The sequence below is a fragment of the Secundilactobacillus paracollinoides genome, assembly GCF_001702155.1.
GTDB classification, from domain to species: Bacteria; Bacillota; Bacilli; order Lactobacillales; family Lactobacillaceae; genus Secundilactobacillus; species Secundilactobacillus paracollinoides.
In genome coordinates, this window is record NZ_CP014912.1 from 405,103 (window position 1) to 421,575 (window position 16,473).

General features: G+C 44.2%; 9 protein-coding genes. 2 read left to right on the forward strand and 7 right to left on the reverse strand.

The genetic code is table 11. From position 1 onward, the window contains the following. Positions 1-655: 655 nt before the first annotated feature. The 3 genes from AYR61_RS01650 to AYR61_RS15280 all read right to left on the reverse strand — a co-directional run bounded on the left by AYR61_RS01650 (position 656) and on the right by AYR61_RS15280 (position 3,964). Positions 656-1,909, reverse strand: a complete 1,254-nt coding sequence (locus AYR61_RS01650; protein WP_056987394.1) for a NupC/NupG family nucleoside CNT transporter — start codon at positions 1,907-1,909, stop codon at positions 656-658. Positions 1,910-1,948: 39 nt separating this feature from the next. Then, positions 1,949-2,773, reverse strand: a complete 825-nt coding sequence (locus tag AYR61_RS01655; protein ID WP_054711672.1) for an alkaline phosphatase family protein — start codon at positions 2,771-2,773, stop codon at positions 1,949-1,951. Between the two features lie 960 nt (positions 2,774-3,733). Further along, complete coding sequence (locus tag AYR61_RS15280) at positions 3,734-3,964, reverse strand: hypothetical protein (protein ID WP_065901281.1); 231 nt, start codon at positions 3,962-3,964, stop codon at positions 3,734-3,736. 52 nt (positions 3,965-4,016) lie between these two features. Here AYR61_RS15280 and AYR61_RS01665 point away from each other — a divergent pair, with 52 nt between their 5' ends. Further along, the gene (locus AYR61_RS01665) at positions 4,017-4,550 is read left to right on the forward strand and encodes an isochorismatase family protein (protein WP_054711675.1); all 534 of its coding nucleotides are present in this window, start codon (positions 4,017-4,019) and stop codon (positions 4,548-4,550) included. A gap of 712 nt (positions 4,551-5,262) precedes the next feature. Here the strand turns inward: AYR61_RS01665 and AYR61_RS01670 are convergent. The 4 genes from AYR61_RS01670 to AYR61_RS01685 form a co-directional block, all read right to left on the reverse strand. Continuing rightward, on the reverse strand, positions 5,263-5,748 hold the full coding sequence (locus tag AYR61_RS01670) for a GNAT family N-acetyltransferase (RefSeq protein WP_065901292.1): 486 nt from the start codon (positions 5,746-5,748) through the stop codon (positions 5,263-5,265). A 145-nt stretch (positions 5,749-5,893) separates the two neighbouring features. Beyond that, positions 5,894-6,574, reverse strand: coding sequence for a ribose-5-phosphate isomerase RpiA (rpiA, locus tag AYR61_RS01675; RefSeq protein ID WP_065901298.1), 681 nt, complete (start codon positions 6,572-6,574; stop codon positions 5,894-5,896). An 887-nt stretch (positions 6,575-7,461) separates the two neighbouring features. After that, positions 7,462-8,844, reverse strand: a complete 1,383-nt coding sequence (ltrA, locus tag AYR61_RS01680; RefSeq protein WP_065900954.1) for a group II intron reverse transcriptase/maturase — start codon at positions 8,842-8,844, stop codon at positions 7,462-7,464. A 505-nt stretch (positions 8,845-9,349) separates the two neighbouring features. Beyond that, positions 9,350-14,902 carry a DUF7601 domain-containing protein gene (locus AYR61_RS01685; protein WP_065937489.1) on the reverse strand — a complete coding sequence of 1,851 codons (5,553 nt, stop codon included), beginning with the start codon at positions 14,900-14,902 and terminating at the stop codon, positions 9,350-9,352. 125 nt (positions 14,903-15,027) lie between these two features. On the opposite strand from AYR61_RS01685, the gene AYR61_RS01690 reads away from it, so the two are divergent. Then, the gene (locus tag AYR61_RS01690; protein ID WP_065901304.1) at positions 15,028-16,332 is read left to right on the forward strand and encodes an IS1380 family transposase; all 1,305 of its coding nucleotides are present in this window, start codon (positions 15,028-15,030) and stop codon (positions 16,330-16,332) included. The last annotated feature ends 141 nt before the right edge of the window (positions 16,333-16,473 follow it).

A 16,473-nucleotide genomic window follows, 5' to 3' on the forward strand; every position in this document is an offset into this window, starting at 1 on the left:
AGACAGATAATGATTGGGCATTGCAACTCTGCGGAGCTCTTGGGATTGGGTTGAGCTGGCTTCGTAGATGAAGTTAAGGTCAAGGTCAAAAGCAAGAGTTGGCAGGGCTGGGTTTCAGCAGCAGAGTGCGGAGGGAGGCGTTCAGGGGGCGGAGCATAAGGTATTGTGTTCTCAAAAGGCCGGGCCTGCCTTTTGGGAACGCAATGCCTTATGCAGTAGCCCCCTGCCTCCCGGAGCACGTTTCGGCACGGTGGCCAAGAAAGCGCCCTAACGGGAAATAAATTAATAAACCCCGTTTCCGCAACGACTTCTCCACTGTTTCGGCACCCGATATCACATTAATGAGACCCCGATGATCAAGGACCCTCACTAACGATAATAGCCCAGTTCGATAGATGATTCCACTGAGCTGGGCTATTCGCGGTTTTAAATGTTCATTTACTTTTTGGTTTGAGGCTTTTGTTTTTTTGGTTCTTGGTTTGTGGGTTTTACCTGTAAAGATGTTTTGGCGACGTGGGTTGACCCCTATATAGCCGAAACGTGTTCCAGCAGGCAGAGGGCTCCTGCATAAGCCAACTCTGACAAAAATGCCAAGTTCAGGCATTTCTGCCAGAGTTAGCTTATGCTCCGCCCTCTAACCGCCTGCTTCCACACTCTACCAAATAAACAACCCAACAATCCCAGCCGACAGCAGCGATACCAAAATCCCTGACAACAGCATGTAACCAACATTCCGGCCGATCAAATCGTTTGATTCCTTATCTGCCAAGCCCTTGAAGGCACCGATGATCATCCCTGTCGTACTGAAGTTGGCGAAGGATGTCAAGAAGACCGTCAATTGTGCTTGGTAATGGGCACCGTACAGGTGTACGTTGTGAATTGTTGGAGCAATCTTACCCATAACAACGAATTCGTTGGTGACCAGCTTTGTCCCCATGTATTGGGCAAATTGGAAGGCGTCGTGGACGTCCAGACCCATTAACCATGCGAATGGGAACATAACGATCCCGAGAATGTGTTCCAGTGACAGCCATGGGTTGATCAAACCGAGCAACTTATCGATCAACGCTGCCAAGGCAACGAAGGCGATAACGTTTGCGGCGATGATCAAGATCAATTGGCCGGCACTCAAGATTGAATCACCCAAGAATGAGAAGAATGGTTCCTTCTTGCCGTCTTCCATTTCCTCTTCTTCAGCAGCTGATGAGCCACCGATCTTCGAAATGGTATCTTCCTCAGGTGAAACCTTAACGGGGTTCAAGATGTTCGTCACAATGATGGCGTTTAAAATGTTCAACGGGATGGCCGTCAAAACATAGTTACCAGGCACCATTTGTGTATATGCACCGACAATCGAGGCGGTGATACATGACATGGACATCATGGCCAAAGTCACGTTACGTTCTGCACGCATCGTCTTGATTTGAAGACGAGATACGGCTAACGCTTCAGTGTTCCCCAAGAACATCATTTCAACGGAGAAGAATGATTCGAACTTTGGTTGACCAGTGATCTTTGACAACCCGCGACCGATCCATTTGATGACCCATGGCAAGAAGCCAATGTAGGTCAAAATATCAAACATTGGAACGATCAGCAAGATTGGCAAGAGTGAGCTGGTAACGAAGTTCATGCTCTTAGCAGTCCCACCGTATTGGGTAGTCACCCAGTTAGGCAAGGCGAAGTTGATCCCAGTGTAAGCCACTTGAACCAACCAGTTGAACCCGTCAGCGGCACCCTTAACGATGTCACGACCCCATGAGAAGCTTGTTAAGATCCAAGCAATCACAAGGTTAAGCACGAGCACAATACTTGTAGACTTCCAGTTAATTTCTTTCTTCTTCTTTGAGAAGAGGAATGCGATTCCAAGGTAAACCAGCACCCCAATTATGTTGACGATCAAGTACATCGACAATATACCCTCTTTCTGATTTTTGCGGTTACCGTCTTAACGCGACGTTAGTTCCACTAAAAACGAATGTCCCTTGGAAGCGACCTGTCGATGGAAATTCATTTCAACCGTTGCGGATACGTCGGCCAGCGTACGCCGAATACCAAGTGCTCTGCCGGTGTTTTGATCATTAATAAAACAGAATAATGGCACATACTCACGTGTCAAACGACCAAATGAAGGATCAATTGCCTGCGTTGACGTTACAATCAATAACGTGTCGGACAGTAATTGGTGACTGAGCTGAAAAAGCTTAGTATCAATGTCTTGCAGCCACTGACGATACTCGGTCACACGCGAATGAAGCGCGTGCTGGGTACCCTCATTGAGCAAAACGTACGTGATGCCTTGACTTGCTTGTTGTCCAGACGATACAGCTGTCGTCCGTGCAAGTGCAACGTCAAGTGCGGCCTGGTCATTTGAGGCGTTAATGACCGGATGCGCAAACTGGTGGATCGAATTGGTACAGATGACCTGAACGGCCAGACCAGAAGAAGTCTGCTGCTTAAACCACGCATCGGCGCTCCCCTGAAAGAGTTCGTCAATACCCGTTTGGGCGGTCCAGTCGGGCACAGCAACGTGCACCCGGCCAAAGTACCCAGCAGGCTTGTCAGCGGCAGCAATGTCGGCAACCGGGTTCACATCCCGTAAATTGCCAAGCCCCCACTGTTCAAACGTGGTGAGTGACAGCAGTTCCTGGTCAGTCGCGAGATGACCAAGCGTGTCGGCGCCAACCGCGTCATAGCGGTTAGCTTCCGGTGCTTCGCCAATTCCAAGCGACGCCAGATCGACAATCACAACCTGTTGAAATGGTGTTTCCATACGATTCAATCACTCCCACTCATTCATTTTCGGGACGCGAATTAAAGCGTTAACCTACTAAATAGTACAGTTTTTTCCAAAAGCCCACAATAACTTTCAGAAAATAAGTCAGTTAACCGATTTAATATGAACATAACTGACATTATGTTCATAAATCGACACTCGAAAGCCTATGATAACCGTGTTTATAATAAGGAAAAAGGATATACTAGTTGACAAATGCAACCAGTAAATCCTTTTACAAACAAGAAAAATGCCCAAATCTTTCTTGTCGCCCCTGCCAAGGACCTTCATTATAGCGCGCTGACATCTGGTTGACGAGTATTAAACTGAGTTTTGGCGAAAAAATAAGACTCAAGATGAGGTATGATGACTTTCACCCTGAGCCCTATGAAGCTTTGGAAGAGACTTGGTTAAACCAGAAGACCCGTTTCGTAAACATTAAATTAATGGTCTATCGCCTCAAATACTTTAATTTCCAACGGCTGACGCGATCTTCTATCAAAATTTTGATCATCGTTTTAAATCACCGTTCGTTGGATGGCAAATCTAACATCTTTAAATCCCATGCACTCGACTCAATACGCTCTAAAGGTCTTACTTGGGACCATCGCGTAAACTCAGCCTACAACACATTCGAATCCTTTGTAACCCCTAAGCTGATATCACTAAATCTAAGATATTCGCACGTTTTAGCAGAAACGCTAAGCTAATACAGATATTCAATTAGGGTGTTGCTTTAAAGACTTAGGTGGCTAGCATTCGTTAGGAATTCACGATTTAAACTTGGTGAACATTTAAAACCTTGAAAAACACTATTGGGTTCAAACTCGGAACTAATTTCTATCGTTTGTACCAATCATTCACTCGACTTACAAAACGGATCAATCAACTTCATAATCGGTGTTACTGAATGGAAACGTTCTGGTTTGTATCCCTTATCTCTTCCACAGTTATATACTACCATGTTTTGTAATCGGTTACAACCACTTTGAACCAACTTTCAGCGCCGTCATACCGGCCTTGTTCATTAAAGAGCAATTCACGAATAATGAGGCTGAACTTAATTTCGAATATGCCAGAACAAACGTAAATTCGTGAAATACGATTGGCTTTCGTGCGGAATACGGCTAAAATTTTTTTGCAAACTTTCGCGATACCAAACGCTTTGTCATAAAATGCCTTGCCCATTAGTAGGAACTAGCCTATGATTGGCAAAAAAAATGGAAGACAGGCATAGAAAATGACTGCTAAACAGGAACAAAAATCTGCGCTCGTTGTTTTAGACTTAGTCACACTGGCACAATTTTTAGGCAAACGCGTTTTTCGAACCGTTGACGACGCAACCTTTGACGCTGTTGTGTCGCGTAATGATTTATTGATCTCAGCCTTTGCAGTAAAAGAGCTGCCAGCCTTTATCGTGAACTTGGAACTCACTGGGTTGTTGCGGGGGCTGAATCCCCGGCTGTCGCGGCCGTTACTTTCCGATGAAGCTTTGGCTGCGGGTACGATGATTGCTAAGCATGGGCCTAGTGGGTTTGAGAAATCTGATCTGCAGGCGCGCTTGCAGGCACGCGGGGTTGAGAAGCTCTATGTGACTGGGTTTAGTACCGATAACGCTGTTAAGAAGACGATTGCTGACGCGGAAGCTTTGGGGTATCAGGCTATTGCCGTTTCGGATGCTGCTTTGGCGCGGAATTCGGCTACTCAGGAGAGGCAGATTCGAGAATTTCATGAGGTTATTTCGGCTAAAGGGTTGTTGCGGGCTTTGGAATAGGAGTTTGGGAGAGCGGGCTTTGGGTGTGCTTTTTTTGATTGGAATGTTTTTTTGGGCACTGCTTCGTTTCGAGCTTTGGAAACCCAAAACTATTATGTAAGGCAATCTGCTTACCTATGATTAATACTGATACTTTGCGTTGGTCTTTCTCGGCAGCCACGCCGTAACGAGTTTCGGAAAACAGAAAGCTGCATGTAAGCCAACTCTGGCAAAAATGCCAGGTTCAGGCATTTCTGCCAGAGTTGGCTTACACTCCGCTTTCTACCGTTTTCCTTCACTCTCATCTCTATGAACACTCAAAACACTCTTAATTGTGTTTTCTCGGCAACCACGCCGTAACGAGTTCCAGAAAGCAGAAGGTTGCACACAAGGGGACTCTGACATAAATACCAAAACCAGGCATTTCTGTCAGAGTCCCCTTGTGCTCCACCTTCTAAACGCTTTCTTCCACTCTCAAAAAAATACACCCCATCGGAAACTTCTGGGGTGCATCTTGCGGGCACTTTAGTAGGTCCGCTTGCGGCTTGGTGTGTGAGCGTGATTGCAATTAGGTTGTCTGTTTGGAGGAAGGCCTCATTGCAAAAAAGGCGTTTCTATTTATTTTGTTGTAGAACGTGATTCACACCGCCTATGTTGTAACACATTTCTTATGGGATGACCAAGAATTTCGTTCGATTTATTTTTAAACGGTGACTCACACCTACTGAAATGACTATAAAGTTAATTGATACAGCCTTGAATTGCGATCTGGGTAAACGTAATCCGCGGCCAATTGATCTTTGGTGATCTGGACAAAACCCTGTTTTTCATAGAAGTAGTGCGATCGTGTCTCGCCTTCTGGGGTGTCCAGAACGATGCGCTCATAATCGTGCTGTTTTGCAAACGTGATGAATGTCTCGTAAAGTTGGCTGCCTAGATGAACTGGTTGTCCGCGGTACTTTGGGTAGGTAAAGAACTTTTTGAGCACCGCCGTTTGTGCGTCGATTGGCAGCAACGCAATGGTGCCCACAACATCGTTGTTGTCGAGCGCTATCCAAAAGTTGCCACCCTTATCTTGATAATATGCTTTGATTTGAAACAGGTCGTCCTGTTCAGCCATTTTGATTTCGAGATGGGCTTCTTTGTTTTGGCAGAAATCGATGAGGCCCACGATTTGTGCGAGGTAATGCGGATTTTCTTCAAAGGATATGATTTTCATAATTGGCCTCCCCCTCTTTTCTTTAGTGTACAAGATTTATGAGTGAATGCCTAACTGAATTTTACGTTATCAGTTGATAAATAATAGTCAAAAAACAAACCGCATGAACACTGCTATCTCATGTTCACGCGGTTTTGGGTTTCGTTTATTTAGTAAGAACCTTTGCGCCGTCTTGCGTCCCAACCACAACGGTCTGGGTCATGTGCAGGAACAAGCCGTGCTCCACAACGCCCGTCATGTTGCTTAAGGCATCCGCCAAGGCGTCAGGATCATTGATGTGATCCATGTGTAAGTCGATGATAATGTTCCCCTCATCGGTGTGGAAGGTTTCGCCATTCTTCACCCGAATGACTGGGTTGTAGCCCAAGGCGTCCAAGCGTTCAACCAACTGATGATGCCCATATGCCAGAACTTCGACGGGTAGTGGGAACTTCCCGAGCTGGTCAACCATCTTAGATTCATCAACGATCCAGGCAACCTGTTTGGAGTTCACAGCAACCAATTTTTCCCAGGTTTGGGCGCCACCGCCACCTTTAATCCCGTTCATTTCTGGATCAATTTCATCGGCGCCATCAATGGTGATGTCCATTTGGTCAACTTCATCTAAGGACTTGATCTGCATGCCCAAGTTCGCACCATAATCCGCTGTCCGCTTGGATGTTGGCACACCAGTAAAGTGCATCCCGTCATTTTTAATCCGTTCGCCAAGCGCATCCAGCAGGTAGCGCACAGTTGAGCCGGTGCCTAAGCCGACGATCATGCCGTCTTCAACGAGTTCAGCGGCCTTGTAACCAGCGATTTTCTTGAGTTCATCTTGCGTCTTCATGAAGTCCTCCTAATTAGGTAAAACGTTTTTAGTGTTGTTACCATTTCCTGTTTTATAGTATCGATTTATGTGAGCTTGGTCAAGTTGTAAGCGCAACCAATTTTGTTAATGATTTAGGTAAACGTGTTTACTAGTGTTTCAATGATTATTTTGGGGTAGAGAAAATAAAAAGCCACCCCTCACGCTTTGACCGGCCTGGGATGACTTAGTTGTCTTGTTGCTGTCGCCGCTCTTAAAGCGGTTTGTTGGCGCACAACTGGAATATAGGTCACCTAGTAGCACCTTTTTCAGTCTATCATGGTAGCACTGCATTTATCGAACAAAACGACTCCCAAAAAATCATGCGTTTACGTCTAAAGCTGGATTTTACGCAATTGTGTTAGCTTGATTACATCAAGTATAATAATACCTGCAAGAAGTTTTAAGGGTGGTGGCTGTTTTTCTCAAAAGGGGTGACGTCCATGGAGAATATGGAAAGAATCTTTCGAAAGGAATTATTGCCAGTTGCCTACTTTTCAAGTGTCTTCGCTACTGATTGCCTTTGGCATGCTAGTAGCGGTGTTGTCGAAACACGACGACAAATGAAAAGCCACCCCGCATGCTTTGACCGGCACGGGATGACTTAGTTGTCTTGTTGCTGTCGCCGCTCTTAAAGCGGTTTGCAGGAGTTGCCCCTTGCGAGTATGCTCTGGGTAACTCCTTTTTACGTTGTTATTGTACCATGGGTGATATTCGTTTGACCACTGATTTGATATTTTGGATGCCTACATAATTTACATTTATCCTCTCCTTTAAAAGCTACAATCGAGTAGGAGGTAATTGATTAATTCAATTACCGACCTCTCACACCACCGTACGTACGGTTCCGTATACGGCGGTTCAATAATTTAAGCACTTTGTATTGACTGGAGTGTCTTGCTCATATTGATGAGTCCAAGGCGTTCCAGTCTTTTGTTTGTCAGAGTATAGGTCAATGTCTTGCTATGCGCAGTTCGCCAATAACCCTTACGGGTATTGGCCATTGTATAAGCACTGGTGCCAGAAAGCCCCAGTTTTACAAGATGATTGACCTTTGTTTTGAGCTTCTTCCACTGTTTCCAAATATACTGGCGAATCCTTGCTCGCAACCATTCGTCTAAGTGACGGATAAAATTGGTCATTTTCCCGACCGAATAGTACTGTAACCACCCACGCATCTTTTGATGAATCTCGTTAAACACCAGGTTTAACGAAACGCCCCGATTGCGCTTGGTCATTTTCCTGAGTGCAGACTTGATGCGTTGCTTGGCCTGCCAAGCAGGTCGCGCATACGCACCTCCTCGACCAACCCCCAAGGAAAATCCCAGGAACTTGGCCCGCAGAGGCGAACTTACTGATGTCTTGTCCTCATTGACGGTGACCTTTAGGTCGCCTTCAAGAAAGCGAGTAACATTAGTCAGAACCCGTTCTCCAGCACGTTTGCTTCGGACATAAATATTACAATCGTCCGCATAGCGGACAAACTTATGACCTCTGGAAGTTAACAGCTTATCCAGTTCGTTGAGATAAATGTTAGCCAAAAGTGGCGATAAGGGGCCACCTTGAGGGGTGCCTTTATCACTTCGTTCAAATAGACCACCATTCATGACACCGCTGGTTAGGAAGCGACGAATGAGATGCAGTATCCATGGATCCGTAATATACTGCTCAATAAATTTAATAAGCAGATCGTGGTTGACCGTATCGAAGTATGCTTTTAAATCGAGATCCACGACATAGTGATAGCCCTGATTGTAGAACTGAACCACTCTATCAATGGCATCTTTAGCACTTCGATTCGGTCGGAACCCAAAACTATTATCTGAGAAGACACGCTCAAATGTTGGCACCATGACTTGCGCCATGGCTTGTTGAACAAGTCGGTCAATCACAGTTGGTATTCCGAGCTTGCGTTTACCACCATTAGGTTTTGGAATTTCAACCCGCTTAACGGGACGAGGCCGATAGGTCTCGTTTTGTAAAGCTTGCAGTAATTCCTGTTTATGTTTCCTCAAGTAGGGCAACAGTTCGTCAACGGTCATTCCGTCTAGTCCTGCTGCACCTTTGTTTCTGCAGACGCGAAGATAAGCCTCGTTCAGGTTATTTCGGTCTAAGACTAACTCTTGAAACTTAGTGCCGTTCATCATCGTATTTTCACCAGAGTCAGTGCTACGCACCCCGACTTGTTCTTGGGCTTCCAGTCCTACTGTCCGCCGGCGGTCAGCTTTTTCTGTATTCTGCGGTTGTTGCACTGTCTCCACCTCCAATATCAATGATGACCTATTATTGTTCAGCCCTTCGTGGCAGATACCACTACTATGGCCTCGGCTGACTCCTGTATCGTTCTGCACCACATCACTGCGATGTTTGTTCCTGTGGCGCTTAGCGCGCCTCTTGTCGGGAACGTACGATACAGGCCTCCCCGGGTAAGAACGCCCACTTTCGTACCATGTCATTGCCAGCTTTACTGCGATGGCCTCGAGTAGTATTGGACTTTGGTTTGTTTGGCAACCTCGTCCGACCAACACAGCCTTATAGCTGATTCTTGTACATCAATGCGGTACTTTGTCGCCGACTTCCTTCAGATTCCACCTCACGATGGACACCCTTGTCATTGACTTGCGGTTCCGACTACTACGGCCCGCAGCGGACTTTCACCGTCTAGTTGGCGCCCATGCCGGGCGCACCGAAAAAACAGGCGTGATCACGCACGCCTGTTTTCCGTTTATCCTACCTGCCGCTCACAGTTTTGGATAATCAATCCTGTTTCCGGGTCTTTTTGATGGCCGCTGCTGCAAGCAGTGCCCCAAGGAGCAGACCCAGCATGGTTGCCCAGTTATTAGCGATGAACTCACCAGTCTTCGGTAAGACGCCGCTAGTGCCTGAACCGCCACTCGTTCCTGAACCACTTGACATGGCTGGGTAACTGCCACCCGAAGTGCCACCAGTTGTGGTTGGATTCGTTGTGCCACTGGAAGTACCGTCGCTGTCATCCGTCGGTGCGGCTGGTAAAGCCGGAATTTCCTCGTCGTCAGACATACTTGGGTAATCTTCCTCGTCAGTCACGGTGTCTAAGCGGTTGTAATACATCACCACGGCTGCGTTTGGCTGATCTGTTTGCGCGATACCAACGGCATCCGGTCCATCCGTTTCTGCAGCACCGCCGATAGTCGTGGTCGTCACGTAGCCATCAGCGCTGTAATCTGCTTCAGAAATTTGGTAGTGGGTGCCATTTGGTACGTTCAAGTTGATCGTTTGTCCGTGTGACAAGCTGACTGTTGCCATCCCAGAGCTATCAAAGTTAAGCGTGTCCACAGGGTGTGCACCCCAGGCATCTTTCTTGAAGTAGCTCAAAGGGCCGGTTACAGGCAAGCCCGTTGCGTTGTCGGTCAACTGAATCGTGAAGTCAAAGGCCATTTCAGTGTCGGCGCCTTCGCCCAGCACGTTCTTGGTCAGTGACAGCGATGCCGTTTCCGGTTCCGCGACCCGGTCATTGGTGAACAGCACGTGACGCGTGGTGTTGTTTTCAATGTCGATCATGCCGGTGTCAGTTCCAGCTGTGATTTCGCCTGTATCCACCTTGTTGGTCGTGGTGAAGTCAGCAATCGGCGTTTCGGAAACCGTCATCTGAGTGCCAGTAGGAATGTTGTTAATGGTTAAACGCTGTCCAGCATGGAGTTTAACGGTAGCGACACCGTTATTGAACTCTACTGACATCGTACTGGTTTTGCCATCAACTTCTAGAGTTGCGTCCCACTTGCCGTTGATTGAAGTGTCGACTTCAGTCGTGGCACGGCCGGCAGCTCCGGTCTCTGATTCGGTTTCAGTATTGGTTTCAGAATCCGCGTCCCCATCACCGTTATCGCCAGTTTCCGGTTTGTTTGTTTCGCTTTCTGTTTCATTGCCATCTGTGTCAGTGGTGTTGTCTGGATCAGTTGATGTGTCGCCCGTAGCTTCCTTATACGCAGTGATCGTGAATTCGTAGTCACGGTTTTGGTCAGCTTCGGTGTAGGCGCCGGAGAGTTTCTTTTCTACGGAAATTTGTCCGGTTTCAGGTGCTGGCATTGTGTTGATGAATTTAACGGATTGTAAGTCACCGTTGTCTTCAATCTTACCAGTATCAACAGTCATGCTATCCTGAGAATTGCCACCATTCAACTGTACTGTAGTTGTCATCCCTTCCTCCTTTGGATCTAATTCAGTTACGTTATAGGTACCAACTGGTAACCCAGAAATAGTGACGTATTGATTGTCCTTAAGTGAAATTGGCGCTACCCAATCACCATTTTCATTTTCTTCAAAGCTGATTTTCTTTGAACCGCCTTGCTGTACATCATTCTCGTACTTTTGAACGGTATAAACGCCATCTAACTTAAGTCCATCAATCCCTTTTACCTCAAAGTCAAAGCTTTCAGTTGTCATATCACCTGAAACTTGCTTTTCAACTTTTAAGTTACCAACTGGATTCTTTGAGTTAATAAACGTTACAGTGATTTGATGTTTATCCTTTGGTATCTTCACTGATCGTTTATTACCATCTTGGCCATCTTTACCATTAACTAAACTGCTAGTCGTAAAGTTATCGTATTCGGCTTCTAACACTGTAATCCGTGTTCCAACAGGTAACCCAACGATTGTCAGTTGTTCACCAGCCTTAACAGTCACTTTCGCACGACCGCCCCGACTAAAGTTAATTTCTTCGCCATCGGCGCCCATAACAGTTTTACCGGCAAGACTACGGCTTTCAAGTATAAAATCAAACGGTTCTTTATTATCTGGATCATCAGCAACTATTTTACCTAAAGTGAATTCTGTTTGGTTATTGGTAAATGTTGTTTTGGTTGTCCGATTATTTTTTACACTTTCAGTCGTTGTGTTGCCAATAGCAATGCCACTATTGGTACTATAACTCGTCACGATACCTTCTTCGTCTTCTTCTGTGATTTCATAATCACCAATTGGCAATCCATTGATTTTAAGCGTTTGTCCCGGTTTCAGATCTTCGGTCATAGCGCCGTCTACAAATTCAACTTCATGTTGTTCACCATTTAGCGTTGAGTCTTTATATTTACCAGTCAATTCAGCGTTATCACCAAGCGCCTTAACCGTAAATTTAAAGCTACGATCGTTAATTTGCTTAGTATCTGTGGCCTTTGTAATTTCAAGACTGCCAGATTCATTTCGCTTATTTTGGTATTCAACAAGTTGTTGTTTAGCATCTTTTATCACAACATTTGGTCCTTCAGCATCTTGATCACTGTAATCACCTGAACCACCTGTCCGATAAAGAGCCTGGAAATCATCTTGCTTGGTTTCAGTTACGTTAATTTTAACGCCATCTGGGAGACCCTTAAACCATGCAATGTCTCCATGAGACAGTTCGAAATTGTATTCATAACTGTCACCATTTTTTTCGAAACTAAATTCTGTATTCTTCAGGCCCTCAACATTGAAAGTTTTCCCTTCAATTAAATTAGAGCCTTCAACAACTGTTAGCTTAAATTTAAATGATATATTAGCATCGCCATCCTTCATATTCAGAACTTCTTTGCTAACGATGAGATCATTCTCAAGTGGTCTGTTTGTGAACTCAACAGAAGATAATTTATTTTTAGCAACTTCCACAGGATTTGCATCAGTTGAAACTCCGCTGTCGGCTGTCCCACCGGCAGAAACTGAATTCCAATTGGTCGTAATACCATCTTCAGCTTGTTCACTCACCTGATACTCGCCCAGCGGCAATCCTTCGATAGTCATTGTCTGACCTGGTTTAAGATCAAATTCAGCTATTCCGCTACCATTAAACGAGACTTCCTTTTCGTGAGTGTTTGTCCCATCAGAAAGGATTGCGTCTCTACTCTCATTCTTAATTGCACCATCGGAGTCAATGAAGAATTTAAAGGTGCTGTCTGTGTCAAGGTTACCGGCTGTCTTCTTAGCAACAGAGAGTTTTCCGTAGTCATCACGTTCATTATTCGCAAGAACGTGAATGGTCTCATTCCGACCAATTGTCGCTGTGGCCGGATTACCTGCATTCTTTCCGTCTACAGTGTAAGATGTTGAGAATTTATCCTCAGATTCTTCTTCCACGGTTACAGCAGTATCTTTTGGTAAACCTTGAATTTCAATGTTTTCATTGTGAGCTAAACTGAACTTGTATTCGTAGTTTCCAGTCACATTATTCAAATCAAACTGCATCATCTTTGACTTGCCATCAGCACCAATCATGTCAAAATTACGATCCTTAATCAATTCTTCGTTGATATCACTTAACGTCATCGTAAAGTTAAATTTCTTGTCTGCTTCAGGTTCATACATATTTGTGACTTTCTTACCAACATTGATATTACCGATGTCTGTTTCATTAAGATAATCGGCTATCTTTTGGTCACCGTTATTTTTAAGTTCTACAACCGCAGAATTAGTTGGTTGGCGACCTTTATTATTAACCTCAACAGATGTTTCCATACCAGGTTCTGTTGTCGTTTCAGTAACCTTATACTCACCAATCGGTAACCCGATAATCGATACCGATTCGTTATCCTTCAAGGTCACATTGTCCAGTCGCCAAGTACCATCAGTATCTTGGGCGAATTTCACAGTTTCTGAGTGGATCAAACCATTCTCTTTTTTAATTGACATCGAATATTCGCCATCTGGTCGAACGTCATTAGAAGCAGTAATTTCAAAGTTAAAGTTTTCAGAATTAACCGGTCCATTAACTTCCTTCATAATGAGTAAGTTACCTGCTGGTCGTCGAGAATTAACAAAGACAACGTTCTGATTTTCGTCATCTTTAATTTCGACCTCAGTTTCGGTATCACCTTCACTATCGCTGTCGTCCGGGTCACCAACAGTGACTGTGGTTTCAAAGTTGCCATTATCACTAGTTTTACGACTTTGTTCAATGATTTTAACCTTTGCACGATCTGGCAAATCAGTAATGTGTGCAGTTTGCCCATGCTTTAAATTCAGAGATGCTTTACCATTCTTATCGAATTTAAGCTCATGGCTGCCATTACTGCCAGAAATGGTGTAATTTGCGGTAACGTTCTTTAAGTCTTCACTTTCAAGATTAAACTCAAAAGTTAGGTCCTTGTCATCTGCGTTATCGCTTTGAACACTCTTAGAGAGGTCAATACCACCAGTCGTAGGTTGATTAGTAAACATTACTGTTGATGTTGTGTCTTCATCTACATCAAAGTCGCCGGTTGTGATATCCGCATTAGTAATCCCATGAGATTCACCAACGGTTTTGTCACCAACCTGAACTGTCCAACCAGTCTTAATATCATCAACACTCTTTTCAGTAACACGATAGTTCCCCAGCGGTAAGTCTTTGATGAGAATGGATTCACCAGCCTTGAGGTCAATCGAGTATTTCCCATCATCGAATGATACTGTTGTTTTAGAAGTATCTGATGAATTTCCGGTTACCCTAGTCACATCTGCGTTGTATTGGCCTTTAACTTTGGCATCTGTCTCGATGGTGAAATTAAAGTCTTGGGTTGTTGATAGATTCTTCTTACCAACCTTCTTCACTAATAATTCACCGGTTGGTGCACCAATGTTTTTGAAGAATACTGTTATCTGAGGGGTTGACTCTTCAGCGTCATCCTCATCTGGGTCAAACAAGGTGATCATCGATGTTTCTTTGCCATTGGTGTAATCCTGAACTTCATTACTTACCTTGTATTGAGTTGAATAGTCTTCTGACTCGGATTTCTCCCTAACAACGTAGTGCCACTTAGTTTTTTGTGTATCCTTACTTGGTACGTAGATTGGGAGATCCTTAATTGTCAAATCTTTATCTCCAGCAAGACTGAAAGTACCAACACCGTTCTTAAAGACAACTTTTTGGCTACTGCTGCCACTACCTTCAGTTTCAAATGTGCCAGTAAAATTAGTATCAACACTATCAGCATCCGAACTGTTATAAGCCCGAATTTCAAATTCAAACTGATTGTCCTTGCCTAGATTCTCAACTTCCTTTTGAATCGTTAAATTGGCAGTAGGGCCAATCTTCAGATTTTCAACGTTTTGGGTTTTCTTATTCCAATTATCAGCATCATTATATTCAAGAATAATTGGTTCCATAGCACTTGAGTACTCTTCTGCCGCCTTTGTTTCAACCACTCTGTAAGTGGTGCTAGTGTTTAGATACAGGAATTCAAAATACCCACTGGCATCTGATGTCACTTCTTCGATTTCGGCGCCAAAAATATTTTTGGCAGCTTGCCAGTTGTTTGGATTATTCTTATCAAGATTAACTTCCCCTGATTTATTCACAAAGATATGCAAAATACCCATCAAACACATGCATCACGCGTTTGATGGGTATTTTGTATTTTCACCTTTTAAGTACACAAAAAGAGCCCCAGCTCTGGTATAGTTAAATTGCTAAACAAAACCACATGAGAGAAGAGGACTCTATATTGAAAACTTTACAGGAAATGGCATTAAATTTCAACATAAACATTTTAGTATCGCATACGGGTGGTCAATTATCTTCCGATGGCGGGCTAACATTGTGTGTAGAGCTGATGGCAAAATTCCAGTTCACCATCTTGGCCGACAAACTATTGAGGTTCAATGACCAGCGACGATATTGTCAACACAGTAATTCTAGTATCTTAAAACAGTTAATTCTTCAGATTATTGCTGGTTATAGCGCAGATTCTGCGGCAACTTCTTTAGAAAAAGAACCGCTTTTTAAATTATTATTGGATAAACCGTCTTTGGCTTCACAAGCAACAATATCACGTTTTTGGCAACGCTTTGATAAAGATAGTGTTAGCACATTACAGACTTTAAATGAGGCTTTGATCGACCGTGTTCGACTATTAACCAACCAGACAGCCACGATTATTGATATCGATTCGACTCACTCAGACACTTATGGCAAACAGGAAGCCACTAACTACAACGCACATTATGGTACTGAAGGATATCATCCATTACTGGCAACTGATCAAGATGGTAACTTATTGAAAGCTGTCTTGCGTCCTGGAAATGCCTACACCAGCAAAGATGTAAAAGCTTTTTTAACACCACTATTAAAGCATTATCAAACTCAGCTGCCCACGACTGACATTCTGGTTCGTGGTGATAGTGGCTTCGCCACGCCAGAAGTTTACGATGTCTGTGAAGCCAACGATGTGTTTTACATTATTCGACTCAAATGCAATCGAAAATTACAGAATCTAGCTGAAAAGTTCGTCAAGATCAGTGATCAAACCCAGTGGCAAGAGGAAGAGACTCATTACTACTCTGAAATCTATCAATCAGCATCGTGGCCTAAGCCACGGCAGATTTATATTAAATCAACTCGAGTAGCTGGTGAACTGATCTTTTCACATGAATTTATCGTCACTAATCTGACTAATTTAACGGCTGAAACTGCCTTCGAACTGTATCACAAACGCGGCCAAATGGAAAATTACATCAAAGAAGCTAAAACAGGTTTCTTTTTCGATAAGACTGATAGTCCAACGTTTAATGCCAATGCTGCCCGGATGATGGTTAGTGTACTGGCTTACAATATTGTCAACTTTTTAAAGCAGCTAGCACTGACAAAACATGATTCCGGCTTGTGCGTTAGCACATTGCGGATCCGTTTATTCAAAGTTGCGGCACGTGTTGTGCATACTGGCCGACGCATTCAGTTGCGGCTGAGCTCGTATCATGTTTACCATCGGCTGTTCTACCAGGCTCTACAGCGTATCCAGGCTATTGAATAACCGGCAAAATTAAAAAAATCTGTACAACCAAGGGACAAGTGTATCCAAAAGTTCAAAGCAATTCTGAGTTAGTTGAAAGATCTCACTAGCTAGAACTGATAAACATCGTATTTCAGCAAAAGATAAAGACATACCCGTCAG